The 18678-nt window shown below is 40.4% G+C and carries 18 protein-coding genes; 8 read left to right on the forward strand and 10 right to left on the reverse strand.

The window, feature by feature from the left end; all coding sequences use genetic code 11:
• Positions 1 to 38 precede the first annotated feature (38 nt).
• Entirely contained in the window at positions 39 to 665 is a 627-nt protein-coding gene (locus SJY38_RS05715; RefSeq protein ID WP_126007261.1) for a riboflavin synthase subunit alpha, read from the forward strand.
• On the opposite strand, the gene SJY38_RS05720 is transcribed toward SJY38_RS05715, so the two are convergent.
• The gene (locus SJY38_RS05720) at positions 662 to 865 is read right to left on the reverse strand and encodes a CPXCG motif-containing cysteine-rich protein (protein ID WP_004586763.1); all 204 of its coding nucleotides are present in this window, start codon (positions 863 to 865) and stop codon (positions 662 to 664) included. The two genes, SJY38_RS05715 and SJY38_RS05720, sit on opposite strands and share 4 nt — an antisense overlap.
• A 197-nt stretch (positions 866 to 1062) precedes the next feature.
• On the reverse strand, positions 1063 to 1926 hold the full coding sequence (locus SJY38_RS05725; protein WP_004586762.1) for a fructosamine kinase family protein: 864 nt from the start codon (positions 1924 to 1926) through the stop codon (positions 1063 to 1065).
• A gap of 109 nt (positions 1927 to 2035) precedes the next feature.
• Here SJY38_RS05725 and SJY38_RS05730 point away from each other — a divergent pair, with 109 nt between their 5' ends.
• Positions 2036 to 2728, forward strand: coding sequence for a DUF445 domain-containing protein (locus SJY38_RS05730; RefSeq protein WP_096739530.1), 693 nt, complete (start codon positions 2036 to 2038; stop codon positions 2726 to 2728).
• A gap of 48 nt (positions 2729 to 2776) precedes the next feature.
• Here the strand turns inward: SJY38_RS05730 and SJY38_RS05735 are convergent, their stop codons facing one another.
• Positions 2777 to 3142 (reverse strand): DUF3718 domain-containing protein, encoded by a 366-nt coding sequence (locus tag SJY38_RS05735; protein ID WP_286741731.1) that lies wholly within the window; start codon positions 3140 to 3142, stop codon positions 2777 to 2779.
• A gap of 250 nt (positions 3143 to 3392) precedes the next feature.
• On the opposite strand from SJY38_RS05735, the gene SJY38_RS05740 reads away from it, so the two are divergent.
• The 3 genes from SJY38_RS05740 to SJY38_RS05750 all read left to right on the forward strand — a co-directional run bounded on the left by SJY38_RS05740 (position 3393) and on the right by SJY38_RS05750 (position 6916).
• Complete coding sequence (locus SJY38_RS05740) at positions 3393 to 4178, forward strand: hypothetical protein (protein ID WP_004586759.1); 786 nt, start codon at positions 3393 to 3395, stop codon at positions 4176 to 4178.
• A gap of 100 nt (positions 4179 to 4278) precedes the next feature.
• Complete coding sequence (locus SJY38_RS05745) at positions 4279 to 5661, forward strand: amidohydrolase (RefSeq protein WP_004586758.1); 1383 nt, start codon at positions 4279 to 4281, stop codon at positions 5659 to 5661.
• Between the two features lie 10 nt (positions 5662 to 5671).
• Complete coding sequence (locus SJY38_RS05750; protein WP_096041612.1) at positions 5672 to 6916, forward strand: amidohydrolase family protein; 1245 nt, start codon at positions 5672 to 5674, stop codon at positions 6914 to 6916.
• Positions 6917 to 7061: 145 nt separating this feature from the next.
• Here SJY38_RS05750 and SJY38_RS05755 read toward each other — a convergent pair whose 3' ends face one another.
• Both SJY38_RS05755 and cspD read right to left on the reverse strand, forming a co-directional pair.
• The gene (locus SJY38_RS05755; RefSeq protein WP_377109379.1) at positions 7062 to 9284 is read right to left on the reverse strand and encodes an NADP-dependent isocitrate dehydrogenase; all 2223 of its coding nucleotides are present in this window, start codon (positions 9282 to 9284) and stop codon (positions 7062 to 7064) included.
• 449 nt (positions 9285 to 9733) lie between these two features.
• Positions 9734 to 9952: a cold shock domain-containing protein CspD gene (gene cspD, locus SJY38_RS05760; RefSeq protein WP_004586755.1), complete on the reverse strand. Its 219-nt coding sequence runs from the start codon at positions 9950 to 9952 to the stop codon at positions 9734 to 9736.
• Positions 9953 to 10161: 209 nt separating this feature from the next.
• On the opposite strand from cspD, the gene clpS reads away from it, so the two are divergent.
• Together clpS and clpA are read left to right on the forward strand one after the other, a co-directional pair.
• Positions 10162 to 10470: an ATP-dependent Clp protease adapter ClpS gene (gene clpS, locus SJY38_RS05765; protein WP_004586754.1), complete on the forward strand. Its 309-nt coding sequence runs from the start codon at positions 10162 to 10164 to the stop codon at positions 10468 to 10470.
• 68 nt (positions 10471 to 10538) lie between these two features.
• Positions 10539 to 12800, forward strand: a complete 2262-nt coding sequence (gene clpA, locus SJY38_RS05770; RefSeq protein ID WP_004586753.1) for an ATP-dependent Clp protease ATP-binding subunit ClpA — start codon at positions 10539 to 10541, stop codon at positions 12798 to 12800.
• Positions 12801 to 13044: 244 nt separating this feature from the next.
• On the opposite strand, the gene infA is transcribed toward clpA, so the two are convergent.
• From infA to trxB, 4 genes are all read right to left on the reverse strand, one after another.
• Positions 13045 to 13263, reverse strand: coding sequence for a translation initiation factor IF-1 (infA, locus tag SJY38_RS05775; RefSeq protein ID WP_002962494.1), 219 nt, complete (start codon positions 13261 to 13263; stop codon positions 13045 to 13047).
• Between the two features lie 90 nt (positions 13264 to 13353).
• Positions 13354 to 14058 carry an arginyltransferase gene (locus SJY38_RS05780; RefSeq protein WP_064385091.1) on the reverse strand — a complete coding sequence of 235 codons (705 nt, stop codon included), beginning with the start codon at positions 14056 to 14058 and terminating at the stop codon, positions 13354 to 13356.
• A complete protein-coding gene (gene aat / locus SJY38_RS05785) occupies positions 14051 to 14767 on the reverse strand; it encodes a leucyl/phenylalanyl-tRNA--protein transferase (RefSeq protein WP_004586751.1) in 717 nt (238 codons plus the stop codon). Before aat ends, SJY38_RS05780 begins: the two co-directional genes overlap by 8 nt.
• Before the next feature lie 93 nt (positions 14768 to 14860).
• Positions 14861 to 15811: a thioredoxin-disulfide reductase gene (trxB, locus tag SJY38_RS05790; protein WP_024033489.1), complete on the reverse strand. Its 951-nt coding sequence runs from the start codon at positions 15809 to 15811 to the stop codon at positions 14861 to 14863.
• A gap of 287 nt (positions 15812 to 16098) precedes the next feature.
• Between trxB and pssA the strand changes: the two genes are divergently transcribed.
• Positions 16099 to 17424: a CDP-diacylglycerol--serine O-phosphatidyltransferase gene (gene pssA / locus SJY38_RS05795; RefSeq protein ID WP_029772425.1), complete on the forward strand. Its 1326-nt coding sequence runs from the start codon at positions 16099 to 16101 to the stop codon at positions 17422 to 17424.
• 115 nt (positions 17425 to 17539) lie between these two features.
• On the opposite strand, the gene ald is transcribed toward pssA, so the two are convergent.
• Entirely contained in the window at positions 17540 to 18661 is a 1122-nt protein-coding gene (gene ald / locus SJY38_RS05800; protein WP_377109380.1) for an alanine dehydrogenase, read from the reverse strand.
• Between the last annotated feature and the right edge of the window lie 17 nt (positions 18662 to 18678).

Genomic DNA, 18678 nt, shown 5'->3' on the forward strand with positions numbered 1-18678 from the left:
CGTTAAACTAGCACTTTGTAATAATTTTAAGTGATTTTATGTTTACAGGAATCGTTCAAACTCAAGCTACTGTTGTATCTACCACGCATACCGAAGGGGTTTTACGTTTAGTTGTATCGGTAGGTGATGAATACGTTAAACATTTAGATTTAGGTGCGAGCATTGCTATTAATGGCTGTTGTTTAACGGTGGTTAAAGTTGAATTAAGTAACCACGATGTAGTGGCACAAGTACATTTTGATGTAATTGATGAAACACTATTACTAACTAATTTAGGCAAGCTTGCACTAGGTAGCTTAGTTAATTATGAGCGCTCAGTAACCTTTGGTACTGAATTAGGTGGGCATATTGTGTCGGGGCACATACACTGCACTGCCCGAATCGGGCAAATAGTTAAGCAACAAAATAACTGTAAAATTCAGTTAAGCTTACCTACTAAATGGCAAAAGTATGTTTTGTACAAAGGCTTTGTAGCAATAAATGGCGCAAGTTTGACCGTGGGCGAAATTGACGAGCAGGGGTTTTGGTTACACCTGATCCCCGAAACACTGGCCATTACAAATTTAGGTAACGCACAAGTGGGTGATGAACTAAATATAGAAGTCGATCAGCAAACTTATACCATTATTAACACGGTAGAAAATTACTTACGCCACCAAGGCTAAAAAATTTGTTCATCGTCGCTGTCTATGTGTAACTCTAATTTTTTATGAGCATGGTCTATGTGCATGTTTAAATGAATAGGGTTACAACAGGCACTGCATTCTTCTACGTAGTCTTGATCCCCCATACTTGCGTCAATGTCTAGGTGTATGTGGTTGCCACAGTGTGGGCACGTGATACGTTGTGATAAAAAATCTTTCATAATCACTCCAATAGTACCAAGGTAAGAATTAACTTATTGATACACATTAATTAAGTTGTGCAGTTATACTAGCAACAACTTGATGGCTCAAAACTGAACTAAACAACAAGGTATTGAGCCTAAATAACATCCTTTTTAAATATAGTGCTGAAGCAACGATTATGACAGTTATTTTACGCCTTATGAGGCGTTATTATTTAAAGCGATAGCAGCTCATCAATATGCTGCTTAGCCTGAGTAAGGTAGTGCCCTGCAAATATATTTGCGTGATTTAAAATAGGGTAAAGTTGGTATATAGCTTTGCGCTTTTTATAGTTTTCGCTTAATGGATATTGCGCGTTATAGGCGTTATAAAAATCATCAGGTAAGGGGGCAAATAGCTCGCTCATTGCAATATCTACCTCGCGGTCTCCGTAATAACATGCGGGGTTAAATAAGGTCGGTACATTTTTAATAAAGCCCATATTTCCTCGCCAAAAGTCGCCATGTACTAAAGAGGGCTCCACAATATGGCTGTGCAATTGCTCTTTTACCAAATTAATTAATAGCTCAGGCTCTACAAGCTGAATGCCTTTTTCGGCTAATAGTTGCAGTTGCCAACCTATGCGCTCTTCTGCGTAAAATAAGTCCCATTTTTTATGCCATTGGTTTGGTTGCACGGTAGTGGCTAGGTAATTATCTACATCAAAGCCAAACATTGCTTGGTCGTGCTTTTGGTGCAGCATAGCCAGTTGTTTACCCATATCGTGCCAATGTGTGTGGGGCTGTTTATCAAGTACTAACCACTCGAGTACAATAAACGAAAATTCAATATTAGCACCTGTTACAATGCAGTCGGGCACCATAAAAACACTATTTTGGGTGAGCTGCTTAAGTCCTATTGCTTCGCTTTCTAGACGATCTAGTTCGCTTTTAAGGGCAATTTTAACCAGGTAATTGTGTTTTCCATCGGTGAGTTGATAGAGTTTATCGGTATTTGTACTTTGCAGCTGACGTTTGTAAGTATGTTTAAAGTCATAATGAATGGCTTGGCTAATGTGCTCGTTTACTGTTTTCCACATATCAATTGCTCGCCTTTTAAACAGATACTTAAACTATGGCAAAAAAGTATTAATTTAACAAACTAATCGTTGTAAAATTAACGATATAAAAAATGCTAATGGAGTAACAATGAACAAAAGTTTTATCACCAATTTGCTTGCTGTCTTGTGTGTAGTTATAGGCTACTTTTTTAACCACGCTATTGTGTTATCGGTGGGGTTATTTGCGCTATCTGGTGCTGTCACAAACTTATTGGCTGTTCATATGTTATTTGAAAAAGTACCTTTACTATACGGCTCGGGTGTTATTGCTCTAAAATTTGAAAGTTTTAAAGTGGCTATTCGTAATTTAATTTTGACTGAGTTTTTCTCTGAGCAAAAAATTAATAACCTACTTAGCAAAGCACAACCTAATATCGACTTTGAGGGCATTATTACTAAGGTTGATTTAAACCCTGCATTCGACAACCTACTTCAAGTAATAGAGCAATCTCAGTTTGGCAGTATGTTAGGTATGTTTGGTGGCACAGCGGCTATAGAGCCAATGCGAGAAAAGTTTATTGAAAAAATGCAGCTATCACTTGCGCAAATTAGCCAAACAGACGATTTTAAAGCGCTAGTAAACGATACGTTATCGCAAGGGAATAGCGCACAAAGCTTACATGCTACGGTACTTAAATTAGTTGATGAGCGCTTAAATGAACTCACCCCTAAAATGGTCAAAGACATTATTCAAACTATGATACGTGAGCATTTAGGTTGGCTAGTAGTATGGGGCGGTGTGTTTGGCGGTTTATTTGGCTTAATTGCGGCCATTATTTAATAATTAAGCCTGCTTACAAAGCAGGCTTAATTTTGTGTTAACGCCATACTATTTTGGCCCTGTGATGATTACTTTTTCTGGGTTGTACGATTTAGCTAAGTCTTTAATTGATGTGCGAGTACTGGTATCAATATTTAAATAATTTGCGCTTTTATCAAGATTATACAAAGTAACAAAGTCGCCCATTGATAAGTTATTACAGTTCAGCTTTTTGCTCATTACCGCTTTGCTTATATTTAAATCGCGTGACGCTTTACGTACAACGTACGATTTATTAGCTGCAACAGCCATACAAGCCTGTGTACCTGGCGATGAATCGGCCGCGACAAATTGGGTGGCTAATGCTGGTTTTGCAATTAGTAAAGTTGCGCCTAGTACCATAGTTGTGCATAAAGTAGCTTTTAACGTGTTCATAATTAGTCCTCATTGTTTGTGGTTTAGCTTTATTATTGAGCGATTTAAACTAAAAAGCTGTTAACCAAACGCAACAAGGTGTAAGCAGGTATGTTTAAAAATACACACTTAAGCTAGGTGACTGAATTTAAGCCCTAATAAATGTGTTTTTTGACACACTTAGGCAAAATTATTTTATAGCTACTGACATATTTTCTCAGCCTGCTATTATCGCCCCCATTATTTACGCGCTTAATTTTTAGGAGAACCAGTGAGCAAAACGTTAGCCAGCTATTACCAGCAAGCGTATGCCTGCGAGCACAAGCATTTTAACCAATGTTTTTATTGTGGATGCGAAGCCACAGAGCGCGATCATTGCCCGCCGTTACATATGCTACAGAGCATTATTGATTTAGGCGAAGAGGCCGACTTTGTCTCTATTGCCGCGTGTTATGAGTGCCATGCCTTATTGCATAATGAAAGGCTAATGACGATAGATGAGCGTTTTACAAAACTTAAAAAAAAGCTCTCTAATAAGTACGCTAAGGCGCTGCGTGTTTATAACATGTGGGAAGAAAACGAATTAAGCGAAATGAGTGACGAATTTGCGCACAGCATTCAAGCGGGTATGAAATTAGGTAAAGAGGCATCTGAGCGTTTAGCGTTTACAGGCTTTACATATGCCACCGAAGAAGCCCGCGTGACCGTACGCGAAAAAACCAAAGAGTTTGATGTAGAAGGCACCGTTTTTACCGACTTTAAAGAGGCATTAAATTACTGTATTAACGTACTTAAAGTTCACAAAAGTGACTTTTATAAAATATTGGTAGAGGATTATAACGGCGACTTTAATAGAGCACTTAGCCAGTATCGTCATCGCCATGATAAAGTAACAGCAGCAAGCGATGGCAATACATTAATTAAGGATTTTGCTAAGCAACATAAGCAAAACTCAGACTTTGTAACTCGCACCGTAAAACACTTTATAAACAAAGACCCATCGCTTACAACCGAAGGCGCACTTGAAAAGCTGTATAACAATTATATAAAAAAATAATTACAGCCGTTTAACTCATTTAATCGCTTTTTTACCTGTTTTTTTAGCTTTATTACGCCGCTTTAGCTAAAGTAGCAAAAAAACAGGAGAACCTAACAACATGCAAAAATTTGCTCCCTCATTGTTAGCAGTTGGTTTAGCTGCTGCCCTTGTTGGCTGCCAAGAAAACGGCCCACAAGATGCAAAAATCACCATTAATAAAAACCCATACCCAAGCACCTACACACCGCTTGCAAGTAAAAGCACATTAATTACCAATGCAACAGTACTAACTGGCACTGGCGAGCGCTTAGATGACGCCGATGTGTTACTTGTTGATGGTAAAGTACAACAAGTAGGTAAAGACTTATCGGCCAATGCAGATGCAACCATTGATGCACAGGGCAAATGGGTTACCCCAGGTATTATTGACGTACATTCTCACTTAGGTGCTTACCCAAGTCCATCGGTTGAGTCTCATCAAGATGGAAACGAAATGACCAGCCCAAATACTGCTGAGGTGTGGGTAGAGCATTCGGTATGGCCTCAAGATCCTGGCTTTAACCGCGCGCGCGAAGGCGGTATTACTTCACTACAAATTTTACCAGGCTCAGCTAACTTATTTGGTGGCCGTGGCGTAACACTTAAAAACATTCCTGCGCATACCATGCAAGCAATGAAATTCCCTGATGCGCCTAATGGCTTAAAAATGGCCTGTGGTGAAAACCCAAAACGCGTATATGGTCGCCAAGGTACTTTGCCTTCCACCCGTATGGGTAACATGGCCGGTTACCGTATGGCATGGGCAGAAGCACAAGAGTACAAACGTGCATGGGATAAGTACGACGCCGATTACGAAGCAGGTTTAAACCCAGAAGCACCAGTTCGCGACATTAAGCACGATACTCTTCGAGCGGTAATTGAAGGTGAAGTGTTAATTCATAATCACTGTTATAAAGCTGAAGAAATGGCGATGATGATCGACCTTTCAAAAGAATTTGGCTATCACGCAGGTACGTTCCATCACGGTGTAGAAGCTTATAAAATTGCAGATTTATTAGCTGAAAATGGTTCGTGTGCTGCACTTTGGCCAGATTGGTGGGGCTTTAAAATGGAAGCCTACGACATGGTTCAAGAAAACGTAGCTATTGTTGATGCGGTAAAAAATTCGTGTGCCATTGTGCATTCTGACTCAGACACCACTATTCAGCGCTTAAACCAAGAAGCGGGTAAAGTAATGTACCGTGCAAACGAAAATGGTTTTGATATTTCGGAGCAGCACGCGATTAAGTGGATCACCTCAAACGCGGCTAAATCATTAGGTATTGAAGATAAAACTGGTTCGCTTGAAGCAGGTAAGCAAGGCGATGTGGTTATTTGGAACCAAAACCCATTTAGCGTTTACGCAAAAGCTGAACAAGTATTTATTGATGGCGCAAAAGTTTACGATAGAAACGATAGCGCATTTCAAGCACAAAGTGATTTTATGTTAGGCCAACAATAAGGAGCCCAGAATGAAAAATTTATCACGTTCGTTTTCGCTATCTCTGGTTGCTGCCGGACTATTAGCCTCAGGTGCAGCCAATGCACAATCGCTTGCTATTATTAATGCCACGCTGCATACCGCAACCGAGCAAGGTGTTTTAGAAAATGCCAGCATTGTTATGGATAACGGTAAAATTACCGCTATTAATCCACAGCAAGTACAAGCAGATAAAGTTATTGATGCAAATGGGCAAATTGTAACCCCAGGTTTTATTGCTAGCATTAATCAACTTGGCTTAGTGGAAGTAAGTGCAGTTGCAGGCTCACGCGATGCAGGCGAAGAAAAAGCAGGCATTGATTTTGATGTAAGCCTTGCTTATAACGCTCACTCAAGCCTTATCCCGTATGCACGTAAAGGCGGTGTAACCCGCGATGTAATTACCCCGCATGGTGGCGATAGTATTTTTTCGGGCTTAGCAAGCGTTGTTGATTTAAGCGGTGATTTACAAGGCGACATACAAAAACAAGCTGCATTAGTGGTTTATTTAGGTGAGCGCAGTAAGGGCTCGCGCGCATTTACATTGCAAACGCTAATTAATAAGCTTGAAGAGCACCAAACAAAAGCAGCTAAAAAGCCTAAAAAAGACGACGACAGCACCCCAAGTACTGAAGATAAAGTAATGGTTAAAGTACTTAGCGGCGATATGCCACTTGTTGTGGGTGTATCTCGTGCGGCTGATATTATTGAGCTACTTAAAGTTAAAGAGCAATTTGGTATTAATTTAGTGCTCAATGGCGCACAAGATGCCGTTGTTGTTAAAGAGCAGATTGCTAAAGCGCAAGTACCAGTAATTATGAGTGCTATGGATAGCTTACCTTCAAGCTTTGACTCTTTACATGCCAGTTTAGATAACGCAGCCGCGCTTGAAAAAGCTGGGGTAAAAGTTATTTTAACTGTGGGTGGCGATGCCAGTCATAATATTTATCAACTTCGATTTGATGCAGGCAATGCCGTATCATATGGGATGAGCCAACAAGGCGCATTAGAGGCCGTTACATCTAATGTGGCGAGTGTGTTTAATATTAATGCCGGCAGCATTGAAGTTGGTAAAGCCGCTGATGTAGTAATGTGGAGCAACGACCCGTTTGAGCTAAGCTCGCACGTTAGTAAAATGATTATTAACGGTGAAGAAGTATCTACGCAGTCGCGCCAAGATAAACTGCGTGAGCGCTATACCACTGAATCATCTATGCCGCGTGCATATACAAAATAATTAATATAGCTTTAATTATCCAAAATTCAGGTTAATTATTAAAGGTCGCTACTTTAAAGTTAAAGTAGCGGCCTTTTTATATAAAATAAAGACACAAAAAAACCGCTTAGTTTAAACGTAAGCGGTTTTTTAATTTAATCTAAAATTATACTAATTTAGATAAAATTTCGTTAAACGTTGCACTTGGGCGCATTGCTTTAAACGCTGCATCATCGTTTGGTTGGAAGTAACCACCAATATCCATTGAAGGACCTTGCGCATCGTTAAGCTCGCTTACGATTTGCTCTTTTTGCGTTTCTAAATCGCTCGCAATTTGTGTAAATTGCGCTTTAAGCTCGCTGTCTTCGTCTTGCTTAGCCAGCTCTTGTGCCCAGAATAAAGATAAGAAGAAGTGAGAACCACGGTTATCAATTTCTTTTACTTTACGTGAAGGCGACTTGTTTTCAGCTAAGAACGTACCTGTTGCTTTATCTAGCGTATCAGCAAGTACTTGTGCTTTTTTGTTGCCTGTATTCACGCTTAGGTGCTCAAGCGAAGCCGCTAGTGCTAAAAACTCGCCTAACGAATCCCAACGTAAGTGGTTTTCTTTTTCGAACTGTTGAACATGCTTAGGTGCTGAACCACCTGCGCCAGTTTCAAATAAGCCACCACCGTTCATTAGTGGCACAATAGAAAGCATTTTAGCACTGGTACCCAGCTCTAAAATTGGGAATAAATCTGTTAGGTAGTCACGTAATACGTTACCCGTTACAGAGATAGTGTCTTTACCTTCTTTAATACGCGCTAATGAGAATAAAGTTGCTTCAAGCGGTGCTAAAATTTGAATGTCTAGGCCATCAGTATCGTGATCTGGTAAGTATTTGTTTACTTTTTTAATAAGCTCTGCATCGTGAGCACGGTTTTCATCTAACCAGAAAATAGCAGGTACGCCCGTCGCACGTGCGCGGTTTACAGCAAGCTTAACCCAATCTTGGATTGGTGCGTCTTTAACCTGACACATTCTCCAAATATCGCCTTGCTCAACAGTGTGCTCAAGTAATGTTGTGCCATTTGCATCAACAACACGAATAGAACCATCCGCTTTTGCTTCAAACGTTTTATCGTGAGAACCGTATTCTTCTGCTTTTTGAGCCATTAGGCCTACGTTTGGTACGCTACCCATAGTGGTAGGATCGAACGCGCCGTTTTCTTTACAAAAATCAATTGTAGCTTGGTAAACGCTTGAGTAGCTACGATCTGGGATCACAAAGCTAGTGTCTTGTAGTTTACCGTCGTTGTTCCACATTTGACCGCTTGAACGAATGGCAGCAGGCATAGACGCATCAATGATCACATCGCTTGGAACGTGTAAGTTAGTAATACCACGGTCAGAATCAACCATTGCAATAGCAGGACGCTCAGCGTAAACCGCTTGAATGTCTGCTTCAATTTCTTCGCGCTTAGCATCATCTAATGTTTGAATTTTAGAATAAACGTCGCCTAAACCGTTATTTACATCAACACCTAGCTCTTCAAAAAGCTCGCCGTGTTTAGCAAATACGTCTTTGTAGAAAACTTTTACCGCATGACCAAAAATAATAGGGTCAGATACTTTCATCATTGTCGCTTTCATGTGAAGCGAAAATAATACGCCTTTTTCTTTAGCTGCATCAATTTCTGCTGCTAAAAACGCTTGTAGTTTAGCTGCGCTAATGCGCGATGCATCAATTACTTCGCCAGCAATTAGCGGCGTGCTTTGTTTAAGTACAGTCACATCGCCATTAGTCGCTACGTGCTCAATACGTACATCAGTTGCTGCATCAACAGTTACAGATTGCTCAGAACCAAAGAAGTCACCTTCGCTCATGCTCGCAACGTATGATTGTGAGTCTTTGCTCCACGCACCCATTGAATGAGGGTTATTGCGTGCATATTCTTTAACAGAACCTGGTGCACGACGATCTGAATTACCTTCACGCAATACTGGGTTTACAGCACTGCCTTTGATTTTGTCGTAAGTTGCTTTAATTTTAGCTTCTTCATCATTTTTAGGCTCAGCAGGGTACTCTGGTAGTGCGTAGCCTTTTTCTTGAAGCTCTTTAATTACAGCGCGTAACTGCGGTATAGACGCACTGATATTTGGTAATTTGATGATGTTTGCTTCTGGTGTTTTTGCAAGTTCGCCAAGCTCTGCAAGCGCATCGCCAATGCGTTGCTCTTCAGTAAGGTAATCAGCGAAGTTTGCAATTACACGACCTGCTAATGAGATATCGCGAGTTTCAACTTCAACACCTGCCGCATTTGTATAGGCTTGGATAATTGGTAGCAACGAGTAGGTTGCTAGCGCCGGAGCTTCGTCCGTTTTAGTGTAGATAATTTTTGATGTCATCATCATTCCTAGATAGTAGGCCGCAGTGGCCGTATTCAACAATGCAAAGAAACTCATTAGCGCATGGTTGCGTTAATAAGCAGTTTGTTAGGTGTCGGTACTCTTAATATGCCAAAAGGCAGAATAGTCACACCTGACTAACTGATTTTTATAGGTTGCAAAGTACACGTATTTTAGCCGCGTAAAAGCATAAGCTAAAATGTAACCGCGTAATTTAGCAACAAGAGTGTAACAAGCTTGTTTAAAAAGGGCTAGCGCTTGCGCTTTTGAACAGCCTTAATTAGCAGGTAACTGTTAGAACATTGGGGTATATAAAATAAAATCAAGGAAAAGGGTTGAATTTAGCGTGTACAGGAGCAATTTAGTAATAAGAAGAGAGTTGAGTGGTAAGTGGGGAATTAAGCGAGGATCTAAATTAGGTCGCTCGCTTTAGTCGAACAAATTTTTGATCACTCTAAAATGTCGCCGTTAGGCGCAATGTTTTTAGCGTGTAAGCCCTTAGGGCCTTGTTCTAGCTCGAATGTTACATCCTGACCAGCTTTAAGTGTCTTATAACCGTCCATTACAATCGTTGAGTAATGAGCGAAAATATCATTCTCGCAGCCGTCTTCTACGATGAAACCAAAACCTTTGGCGTTGTTGAACCATTTGACTTTACCACAAGCCATACTTCTACATCCTTCTATAAGTTGACTAATTTAGTTATTCTAAACCGTATAATTTGCTAGACTGACTAAGGATTAATCAATCTACTTCTGACTGTAGTTTATTTGGCCAGTCAGTCAAGTGTTTTGTGGTATTTTTTTAACATTTAATTTATTTTTTATTCAAGTTTGCTTGAGTTCTAAAGACAAGACTATATTTAATTATGAGTGGTATGAAAGATTCAGGTGTCATCGACACAGTTCGCGATAGTGAAAAGCAAAAGCTGCAGCCACCGCGAAAATACAAAGTTGTTTTAAATAACGACGACTACACGCCAATGGACTTTGTAATAGAAGTTCTAATGACGTTTTTCAATATGGATAGCGATAGAGCAACTGATGTGATGCTACAAGTTCACGAAAAAGGTAAAGGGATATGCGGTGTATTTAGCGCCGATGTAGCCCATACCAAAGCGGAACAAGTTAACCGTTATGCACGGGATAACGAGCATCCACTGCTTTGTAGTTGTGAGCAGGAATAAATACCAATTAGGTGATCAATCATCTCATTGTTGTGGTATAAAATAATTATCTCAGTAAGGGGTTGCCAATGCTAAACAAAGACTTAGAACTAACGTTAAATGCCGCGTTTCGTGAAGCGCGTACACGCCGCCATGAGTTTATGACGGTAGAACACCTTTTACTTGCGCTTTTAGATAACCCTTCAGCAGGCGAAGCGCTAAACGCCTGCGGTGTTGATATTTCTGGTTTAAAAACCGAACTATTAGAATTCATAGACGAAACCACACCGGTTATACCCGATTTAGAAGAAGAACGCGAAACCCAACCAACACTGGGCTTTCAACGCGTGCTTCAACGTGCGGTTTTTCATGTTCAATCATCTGGTAAAAACGAAGTTACAGGCGTTAACGTGCTCGTTGCTATTTTTTCTGAACAAGAAAGCCAAGCGGTTTATTTACTTAAGAAAAGCGATATTTCTCGCTTAGATATAGTGAATTTTATTTCTCATGGTATTTCTAAAACGGATGATGAGTTAGGAGATGACACTGACGATATTCATGAAGAAGTACAAGAGGTTCAAAACGAAGAGGCAAGTAAGTTAGATAGCTTTACCACTAATTTAAATGCCCAAGCCAAAGACGGTAACATTGACCCATTAGTAGGGCGCGACAGCGAAGTAGAGCGCACCGTGCAAGTTTTATGTCGTCGTAAAAAGAATAACCCACTACTTGTTGGTGAAGCTGGGGTAGGTAAAACAGCCATTGCAGAGGGCCTTGCGTACCGCATTGTTAATGAACAAGTGCCTGAAGTGATTGCCGATGCTGTTGTTTATTCGCTTGATATGGGCGCATTGCTTGCCGGTACTAAGTACCGTGGCGACTTTGAAAAACGCTTTAAGAGCTTATTAAAAGAGTTACAAGCAAAACCTAATTCAATTTTATTTATTGATGAAATACACACTATTATTGGTGCAGGTGCTGCATCGGGTGGTGTTATGGATGCCTCTAACTTACTTAAACCGCTGCTTTCAAGCGGGCAGTTACGTTGTATGGGCTCAACCACTTACAATGAATACAAAAATATATTTGAAAAAGACCGTGCGTTAGTGCGTCGTTTCCAAAAAATTGATGTACTTGAACCAAGTGTGGCCGATACCACTAAAATTTTAAATGGTTTAAAAGAGCGTTATGAAGAACACCATGGTATTCGTTACACGCAAAAAGCATTAAAAGCAGCTGCTGAACTAAGTGCTAAATACATTAATGAGCGTCATTTACCTGATAAAGCCATTGATGTAATAGATGAAGCCGGTGCCAACCAACGTTTGCAGCCAAGCTCTAAACGCAAAAAAACCATTGGTGTATCAGATATTGAATCGATTATTGCTAAAATGGCGCGTATTCCAGCTCAAAGCGTGTCATCGACCGATAAAGAAACGCTTAAAAATCTTGATCGTAATCTTAAAATGTTAGTGTTTGGGCAAGATCAGTCTATCGACGCGCTAACATCTGCGATTCGTTTATCTCGCTCGGGGCTTGCAAACGAAGATAAGCCAGTAGGCTCGTTCTTATTTGCGGGGCCAACGGGTGTAGGTAAAACCGAGGTTACTAAACAGCTCGCTAAATGTATGGGCGTTGAGTTTATCCGCTTTGATATGTCAGAGTACGTTGAGCGCCATGCAGTAAGCCGTTTAATTGGTGCGCCTCCTGGGTATGTTGGTTTTGAACAAGGTGGCTTACTTACCGAAGCCGTTATTAAAAACCCGCATGCAGTTGTATTATTGGATGAAATTGAAAAAGCCCATCCAGATATTTACAACATACTACTGCAAGTAATGGATCACGGTACGTTAACCGATAACAATGGTCGTAAAGCCGACTTTAGAAACGTGGTGGTGGTTATGACAACGAATGCCGGCGTGCAAGAAACCACACGTAAATCGATTGGCTTTACCGAGCAAGATCATACGCACGATGCAATGAGTGAAATTAACAAGGTATTTTCACCTGAATTTAGAAACCGCTTAGATAATATTATTTGGTTTAACCACCTTGAAAAAGACGTTATCTTGCAAGTGGTCGATAAATTTGTAGTTGAGCTGCAAGCACAATTAGATAAGAAGTCAGTTAACCTTGAGCTGACCTCTAAGGCCCGAGAGTGGTTAGCAGATAAAGGCTACGATAAAGCAATGGGTGCACGTCCAATGGCACGTGTTATTCAAGATGAGCTTAAAAAGCCATTGGCTAACGAAATACTCTTTGGTGAACTGGTTGATGGCGGTACTGTTAAAGTATCAGTTAAAGATAAGAAAATTAACTTTGACTATGAAAGTAATTTAACACCCGCTTAAATAAGTGTATTCACTTATAGTACCCATCCGCAAAATAAATAACTTAATTATGCGGATGGGTATATAAACTAGCCTACGCGATATGCGTGGGCTTTTTTGTGCTTTTTTATAGACAACAAAAAACCCAGCAAAAGCTGGGTTTTTTGTTTATTAAATGTAATTGCTAGTCAGTACCATCAATTACATTTAATAAACGCTTTAAGCTAGTTATTCACTAGCCAAAAACTAAATCTCGTTTACGCACTTAGCGAGCACGGAATACGATACGTCCTTTCGATAAATCGTAAGGAGTCATTTCTACCGTTACTTTATCGCCGGTTAAAATACGGATATAGTTTTTGCGCATTTTACCTGAAATATGAGCCACAACTACGTGACCATTTTCTAGCTCAACTCGGAACATTGTATTTGGTAAAGTATCAAGGACTGTCCCTTGCATTTCGATTACGTCTTCTTTCGCCATGTTTAGCGTAACACCTCTTTAATAGTTAAACGCTGCAGATTTTGCCCAAAATACGCCAATAAGTAAAGGCGCAGCGGGCATTTTTGCAAATTAAATAGCCAACCACTGGTCATTAACGTGTTTTTGCGCGGGTAAAAACTGAGTTTTGTATTTCATTTTGGTGCATTCATCGATTTGGTAGCCCAAATACACAAATTCTTTATTTTGCTGTTTGGCAAATTCGAGCTGCTGTAAAATCATCACAGTCCCTAAACTGTAGTGTTCAAAGTCGGGATCGAAAAACGTATAAATAGCCGAAACAGCGTTATCCATGCAATCTGTTACGGCCACTGCAACTAAAGTGTCTTGGTGCCAAAGCTCAATAAACGTTATTTCTAACCAACTACAAAATAAAAAGCTTTGAAACTGTTCTAAATTAGGCGGAAACATAGTGCCATCGCTGTGGCGCATTGAAATGTATTTACTATAAAGTGGGTAATATTCTTCGCGCTTAGCGTGTGTATATTTAACCTCAAAGTTTGCTTTTACTTTATTTAGTTTTCTTTTTTGTGACTTTGAAGGGGTAAACTCTTGGGCTAACACGCGCACCGAGTTGCAGGCGCTACACGAAGGGCAGTGCGGTCGATAAATTTGGTTACCACTGCGCCTAAAACCGAGCGATAGAAGCATCTCAAATTTATGCGTGCTGTAACAGGTTGGGTCAAGTATTACCAATAATTGCTCTTGCCTGTCAGGTAAATAGCTACAAGCAAACTCTTGGCTAAGACCAACGCGTGCAGGAATGTGTTCACTCATAAATTGCTGTTAACTCCTGTGGTTGCCACATGGTTGAGTTGAGGGTGTAAGCATTTGCTCGTTTAAGTTTAGTCAAAAATTCTGAGCGAGGGATCACTTTTGCGCCTAAAGAGGTTAAATATGGGTTTTCTAGTTGGCAGTCAATAAAATGTGCGTTATGGCGTTTTAACCAATTAACTAACGCCCACATGGCCAGTTTTGAGCAATTAGTTTGATGATGAAACATCGACTCGCCACAAAAAACGCCATTTTGCATAATGCCATACAGCCCACCGGCAAGTTCGCCGTCTTGCCATACTTCAACACTATGTGCAATATTAGCGTCATGTGCAGCAATATAAGCGCTTAACATGTCGTTTGTTATCCATGTGCCTTCGGTGTCTATACGTTGCTCACAGCACGCTTCTATCACCTCAGCAAAGGCATTGTTAACAGTTACTTTAACAGGGTGCTTTTTTAAATGTTTACGCAAGCTTTTACTTATATGAAAGTCATTTAGCTCTACAATGCCGCGTTCACTTGGCGACCACCACATAATGGGCTCACCTTCGCTAAACCACGGGAAAATACCCATTTTATAGGCATTACTTAAGCGCTTTACAGATAAATCGCCGCCTATGGCAAGCAGTCCATCGGGGGAGGTAAGTGCATATTCGGGATTTGGAAATGCTATATCGGTTTCACTTAGTTGGTATAGCTGGTTTCTCATAGAGGGCTTAACTTATTAATTATCATAAAAGTGTAACTATATTTTAGGCATAAAAAAAGGCTGAACTAGCAGCCTTTATTAATTTTGTAGCGTTTATAGGTTATCTAAGAAACGCTCTGCATCTAGGGCTGCCATACAGCCTGTACCTGCAGACGTAATTGCTTGACGGTAAATATGATCAGACACATCACCTGCGGCAAATACGCCAGGTACACTTGTTTGTGTAGCGTTACCGTTTAGACCAGACTCAACCACTAAATAGCCGTCTTTCATTTCTAGTTGGCCTTCAAACATATCGGTGTTTGGCTTATGGCCGATAGCAATAAACACACCCGCTAAATCAAGCTCTTCGGTAGCATCAGATTGTGTATCTTTAATGCGTACGCCAGTTACACCCATGTCATCGCCAAGTACTTCGTCTAGCGTACGGTTGTAGTGCATTACTACGTTACCATTTTGCGCTTTTTCGTTAAGGCGATCAGCAAGAATTTTTTCACTGCGGAAGCTATCACGACGGTGAATAACGTGTACTTCATCCGCAATGTTAGATAAGTAAAGCGCTTCTTCTACAGCAGTGTTACCACCACCTACAACGGCAACTTTACGCCCTTTATAGAAAAAACCATCACATGTAGCACATGCAGATACACCACGACCTTGAAAATTAGTTTCAGACTCTAAGCCTAAGTATTTAGCCGATGCTCCAGTGGCAATAATTAATGCATCACATGTGTAAGTACCTTGGTCGCCAGTAAGCGTGAAAGGGCGCTTAGACACATCTACTTTATTAATGTGGTCAAACACAATTTCCGTTTCAAAGCGCTCAGCGTGCTCTTTCATACGGTCCATTAATGCAGGGCCTGTTAAACCGTGCGCATCGCCTGGCCAGTTTTCAACTTCAGTTGTGGTCGTTAATTGGCCACCTTGTTGAATGCCGGTAATTAAAACGGGGTTTAAATTTGCACGTGCAGCGTATACTGCGGCAGTGTAACCTGCAGGGCCAGAGCCTAAAATTAGTAACTTAGAGTGTTTTGCTTCAGTCATGATCTTTTCCTAAACGTTTAATACTGAACTTAATGGCTTCGATTCTAAGAAAAACAAGGCACAAGTAAACAAATTATGTGAATATTTTTTTCTGACAAAATTAAAAGCTGTGCAATATTATGTACTGACTTTGCCTGGAACGATAAAAAAGCCCGTGTAAAGGCTAAAAAACAAACAGATGAGCAACAAAGCTTCGTTAATTCATGACCCGTTAGTATTTTTTTGATATGTTTTACCTAATTTTATTTGTCACTGATAGATTATGTGACCTTAGTGAATAGGCAACTATGTTATTTTGGCAGGAAAAACCCGCATTTGGGTTGACTTCAAAAGACGTTAACGTCTTAACCAACGCACAAGAGTACCGTACGCAATTGCTACGTTTAATTAGCAATGCAAAAAAAAGAATCTACATTACGGCACTTTATTTACAAGATGACGAAGCAGGGCGCGAAATACTTGAAGCGCTGCATCGTGTGTCGTTGGCAAACCCCAACCTTGAAATAAAAGTGTTGGTTGATTTTCATCGTGCTCAACGTGGTCTTATTGGTGCAAAAAAATCAGACGGTAACGCAAGTTTATATTGTGACTATTTAGAAAAATTTAAATCAAACGTACAAGTTTACGGTGTACCGGTTAAAGCCAAAGAGTTGTTTGGTGTGTTACACCTTAAAGGTTTTGTTGTAGATGATACTTTATTATACAGCGGCGCAAGCTTAAATAACGTGTACTTACAATACAACGAACGCTACAGGCTCGACCGTTACTTTTTAGTTGACCAAGCAGCACTGTGTGACTCTGTGGTTGATTTTATTGAGTCTAAGCTAATTGGCTCGCAAGCCGTGCCACGTATTGATACACGCCCGCTTAAGCGCTTAATAGACTTTAAATTTGAACAAAAACAATTAATGCGCGAGCTAAAGTCGGCCAGTTATGCAAACCCAACTACGCCCAATACCGACCCACTCGGTGTGCGTTTGTTTTTAGGTTTAGGGCGTCGTAATAATAGCCTTAACCGATTAATTAAAAACTTGTTTGATACCACAGAACAAGAGCTCGTACTTTACACACCGTATTTTAATTTTCCGGCACCGCTTATGCGCTCACTACGTCGATTATTAAAACAAGGTAAGCAAGTAACCATTGTAGTAGGTGATAAAACCGCAAACGATTTTTATCTGCCGCCAAGTGAGCCGTTTAGTAAAATTGGTGCACTCCCGTATTTATACGAAACTATTTTGCATAAATTTGTAAAATCGCAAAAGCGCCATATAGATAACGGCAATTTAAACGTGTATTTATGGAAGCACGAGAGTAACTCGTTTCACTTAAAAGGTATTTGCGCCGACCGACAACGCCACTTATTAAGCGGCCATAACCTTAATCCACGAGCGTGGGGCCTTGATATCGAAAACGGTATTTTAATTGAAGACCCACAGCAAAGTATTATGCAAGCCATAGATAATGAAAAGCAGGAAATTTTAAAACACTGCCGCCGTTTAACTGGGCCAAATGATTTAGAAACAGTAGAAAATTACCCGCAACCGGTTAAAAAGCTGCTTGGTCAGGCTAAACGCGTAAAAGTTGATTTTATAATTAAGCGTTTTATATAAATTAATTTATATAGTCAAAATTAAGATACAAAAAAAGCAGCTAATTAGCTGCTTTTTTATTGCTTGTAGTTAGGTAACTATTTTATTCAATAACACCTAACGACTAAACGCAAAATTACGCGTTTTCTACTGCAGTGCGAGGGTCAACATATTCCATGTTGAACGCTTCAGCTACTTCTTTGTAAGTTACTTGGCCTTTAATTACGTTTAAGCCTTTTAAGAAGTGCGCGTCATCTAGTAGTGCTTTTTTGTAACCTTTGTTTGCAAGGTTAATAATAAACGGCAATGTTGCATTGTTAAGTGCAAAGGTAGACGTACGTGGTACAGCACCTGGCATGTTAGCAACACAGTAGTGAACAACTTCATCAACAATGTATGTAGGATCAGCGTGTGTTGTTGCTTTAGAAGTTGCAATACAACCACCTTGGTCAATAGCAACATCAACAATTGCAGAGCCTGGCTTCATTGCTTTAATGTGATCGGCTGTTACTAGTTTAGGCGCTGCTGCACCTGGAATTAGTACACCACCAATTACTAAGTCAGCTTCTAGTACGTGTTTTTCTAGTGCGTCAGCTGTTGAGTAAATCGCTTTAACTTTGTTACCAAATTGCGCGTCTAGTGCACGAAGTACATCGATGTTGCGGTCAAGTACTACAACGTCTGCGCCCATGCCAACAGCCATTTGCGCTGCGCTACGACCCACCATGCCGCCGCCAATAACAACTACTTTAGCTGCTTCAACGCCTGGTACGCCACCTAGTAACATGCCACGGCCGAGGTTAGATTTTTCAAGCGCTTGTGCACCGGCCTGAATAGACATACGACCTGCTACTTCACTCATTGGTGCAAGAAGCGGTAAGCCGCCACGTGCATCGGTAACTGTTTCGTAAGCAATACAAATCGCTTTGCTTTTAACAAGGTCTTCAGTTTGTGGAAGATCAGGTGCAAGGTGAAGGTAAGTAAATAAAATTTGATCTTCGCGTAGCATTGCACGCTCAACAGCTTGTGGCTCTTTTACTTTTACGATCATGTCTGCTTTTGCAAAAACATCAGCTGCAGTGGCTAAAATTTCAGCGCCAGCTTGTGTGTAATCTTCGTTAGTAAAACCAATGCCCATACCTGCATCTGTTTCAACAATCACTTGGTGGCCGTGATTTACTAATTCACGAACACTCGCAGGAACCATACCTACACGGTATTCATGGTTTTTAATTTCTTTAGGTACACCAATAATCATAAAATTTGCCTTATTAA

This window comes from Pseudoalteromonas sp. R86517, assembly GCF_042466295.1.
GTDB lineage: Bacteria > Pseudomonadota > Gammaproteobacteria > Enterobacterales > Alteromonadaceae > Pseudoalteromonas > Pseudoalteromonas atlantica.